Below are 3,587 nucleotides of genomic sequence, written 5' to 3'. Positions count from 1 at the left end.
CAAGCCTGCTAAGTGAACCGGTATACAAGGACAATCTGCTGATTAAGGCGTCTTATCTTCCGGCATTCAAACTTGCAGGGGATCTCTATTATTGGCATAAAATCGATGAAGACCGTTATGCGGCGATTCAGCTGGACATGATGGGACACGGGATATCTTCTTCACTTGTTTGCATGTTCATCTCCTCCGTCCTGCGTGACGCAATCCGGTCGAATCCGGATCCCGAGTATGTGATTGGTGAATTGAACAGATGGATGAACTCCCTGAATCAACACAATCAAAAAATACCTTATTATTTCACTGCGATTTATATCATGCTGGATACCTCCCAGCGAAAAATCGAGTACATAAACGCCGGGCATCCTACCGGACATGCCTTGATCGATGGCGGCCATGTCGAAGAACTGAAGAGTAATACATGCGCGGTCGGCTTTTTCCCGGACATCCAAACAAATAAGAAGACGGTCACTTATTCGCAATCGCTCCAGCTTCTCATCTGTACGGATGGTGTCCATGAGGCGATCGATAAATACGAACAGGCTGGGACAGAATTTTTAAAAGGCATCTCCCATAAATTAATCGACGGTGCAAAAGATGCCGAACCGCTCGACTTAATCCTGACACCTGAGCAAAAAGAAGCGGGAACAGACGATATGTGCATCGTGCTGATTCAGGCGACTTAATCGTGTTGATTCAAACGACTTAAACATCTTGAAATAAAAAAAGCAGAAATCCTATACAACAGGATTTCTGCTTTTTTTTCGGTAAATCTTTTCCTTTGTATTGAATGCTTCCAGAAAGCCCTGATCCGTGCGGGCAGATTCCTTTGTGCCGAGGCCAAGGAAACCGCCATTGCTAAGACTTGCATCGAACAGGCGAAAGACCTGCTGCTGCAGCTGCTGATTAAAGTAAATTAGGACATTGCGGCAAATGATGAGATGGAACTCATTGAGAGAACCATCGGTCACTAAATTATGCTGGGCAAACACCATGTTTTTTTTCAGCGAATCATTCAAATGGGCGGCTTGACTATCTGCACTATAATACTCCGAAAATGACTTCTTCCCGCCTGCAAGCATATAGTTTTTCGTATACGACTGCATTTTGTTGAGCGGCATCGTGCCCGTCTGCGCTTTTTTCAGGACGGTTTCATTCATATCTGTCGCATAAATCTTCGTCCGGTCAGCTAGTCCCTCTTCCTCGATTAAAATTGCCATCGAGTAAGCTTCCTCGCCAGTCGAGCAGCCCGCATGCCAGATACGGATTTCCGGAAGGTCCTTTAACACCGGGATCACTTCTTCACGCAGCGCTTTAAAAAAGTCTGGGTCCCTGAACATCTCTGTTACATTGATGGAAAAATCCTTCAGGATATTGTCCAGGACCCTTTCATTATGGATAATTTTCTCCGTAAGGCTGGTGATGCTCGTCAGTTTTTCTGCGTTCATCCGGGATTGAGCTCTTCTCAAGATCGAAGAGCGCATATAATTCCGGAAGTCATAGCCTGACAGGCGGTAGATGGCCAGCAAAAGCAATTCAAGCTCTAAGTCTTCCTTATTCAACTTCATCCCTCTTCCATCCTGCTCCAGCACGCCCTATGACAGCCAAACCCGCATCGCCGAAAGCAGCTGGTCGAGCTTCATTGGCTTGCTGATATAATCATTGGCGCCAGCATCGAGGCATTTATCTCGGTCACCCTTCATCGCTTTCGCCGTCAGCGCGATGATCGGCGTCTTGCTATTTTCTTCCATCGTCCGGATTTCCCTGATTGTTTCATACCCATCCATGATTGGCATCATAATGTCCATCAAAACGATGTCAACTTGATCCAGTTCCTTCATCTTTTCAAGGCATTGGACTCCATTTTCTGCGGTGATGACGTTCATGCCTTCCTTTTGAAGTGCATTTTTCAGGGTAAAAATGTTGCGGTGATCGTCGTCTGTGACGATGACCGTTTTACCAGTCAGAACGGTCGTTTTGCCAGAAGGTGCAGGACCCGCAGCTTCTTCTGCATTCAATCCTTGCTCTACCCCCATTGGCACTTCCGGTAAAATCGGTTCATGCCCAGCTGGCACTTCCGGTAAAACCGATTCAAATCCAGCTGCCACTCCGGATTGTTCCATAGCTGCAGCCACCTGATTGTGCACCTCGAATTCATTCATTGAAGGATACCCCTGCGGCAGGTTTGGAATGATAACAGTAAACGTACTTCCCTTTCCTTCCTGGCTTTCCACCTTGCACAAACCGCCCAGCAGCTGGGAGAACTCCCTGGAGATGGACAGCCCTAAGCCGGTGCCGCCATACTTCCTCATAATCGCGCCATCCACCTGCTGGAAGGCTTCGAAGATCATCTGCTGCTTTTCTCTTGGAATGCCGATGCCTGAATCTGTCACAGAAAACTTCACCCATGTATCAGAATGGCCGGCAAGCGGACAGCCCATTGTTTCACGTTCATCCGCCTTCTCGATTTTAATAGATACAGAGCCTTTGTCCGTGAATTTGAATGCGTTGGACAGAAGATTCTTCACTACCTGCTGCAGACGCTGTTCATCTGTATAAATAATCGGCGTGATATTGTCAGACACGCTGACGTTAAAATCAATATTCTTATTCTTTGCTACCTGGGAGAACTGTCGCTCCAATCGGTCGGCGAATTCAGTAAGGAATACTTCCTCAAAATTGACTTCGAGCTTCCCTGCCTCCACCTTGGATAGGTCGAGGATGTCATTGATCAGGTTCAGCAAATCCTGTCCTGATGAATGGATGACCCTCGAGAATTCCTTCTGCTCTTCCGACAGCGCATGCTCCTGGTCGTCAAGCATCATTTCTGACAGCAGCAAAATACTGTTCAGCGGCGTCCGGAGTTCATGGGACATATTCGCGAGGAACTCCGATTTGTAGGTAGAGCTTTGTTGAAGTTCCATCGCCTTCTGTTCGAGATCTTCCTTAGCAGCCTGAAGCTCTTCTGATTTCAGCTCTGCATCATGTGTACGTTCCTCGAGCTGCTCATTCATCATCCGCAGCTCTTCTGTCTGCATCTGCAATTCCTCTGATTGCGCCTGAAGTTCTTCAGATTGAGACTGCAGCTCTTCTGACTGTGCCTGAAGCTCTTCTGTCTGAGCCTGGGATTCAAGCAGCAGACGTTCGACTTCCATACGGCCGATGATATTCGTAATTCCGATACCAAGAGTTTCAAGTACATTCTCAAGCAGCTTTTGGCTGGCTGAAGGGAAAGCAGTAAAGCTGCCTATTTCCACAACCGCAATGACTTCATCCTTCATCATGACTGGTGCCATGAGGATGCTTTTCGGCGCAGCCTCTCCCAGCCCGGTGGAGATCACCCTGAAATCAGATGGAACTTCATTGAGAAGGATGGTCCTTTTTTCCACGGCACACTGCCCTGCCAGACCTTCACCCTCGGCAAAGCTGTCTCTTCCCGCTGCTCCGTTATCATCCGCATAGACCGCAACCTTTTTAAAAAGTGGCTTTCCTTCTGATCCATCCTTAAGGTAAAAGGCTCCCAAATTACCACCCATGAGCGGGGTCAGTTTCTTGATAAAATTCTCTGCAAGTGTTGCAACGTTCATATG

The 3,587-nt window shown here is 47.5% G+C and carries 3 protein-coding genes; 1 reads left to right on the top strand and 2 read right to left on the bottom strand.

The window, feature by feature from the left end; genetic code table 11:
• A partial coding sequence (locus tag WB217_RS07615) for a PP2C family protein-serine/threonine phosphatase (RefSeq protein WP_423992152.1) occupies positions 1-683 on the top strand: 683 nt, incomplete at its 5' end.
• A gap of 51 nt (positions 684-734) precedes the next feature.
• Here the strand turns inward: WB217_RS07615 and WB217_RS07610 are convergent.
• Positions 735-1,565 (bottom strand): CheR family methyltransferase, encoded by an 831-nt coding sequence (locus WB217_RS07610; protein ID WP_423992150.1) that lies wholly within the window; start codon positions 1,563-1,565, stop codon positions 735-737.
• Positions 1,566-1,592: 27 nt separating this feature from the next.
• On the bottom strand, positions 1,593-3,587 hold a 1,995-nt coding region (locus tag WB217_RS07605; protein ID WP_423992148.1), incomplete at its 5' end, for an ATP-binding protein.

The organism is Mesobacillus sp. (assembly GCF_049588175.1).
Taxonomy (GTDB): Bacteria; Bacillota; Bacilli; order Bacillales; family Cytobacillaceae; genus Mesobacillus.
The sequence above is the reverse complement of the archived record's forward strand: the minus strand, read 5'-3'. Positions and strand labels throughout refer to the sequence as shown.

Bases quoted from the DNA above. Each gene is read 5' to 3' on its own strand.
- WB217_RS07610 (WP_423992150.1), bottom strand. From the start codon at position 1,565: ATGAAGTTGAATAAGGAAGACTTAGAGCTTGAATTGCTTTTGCTGGCC.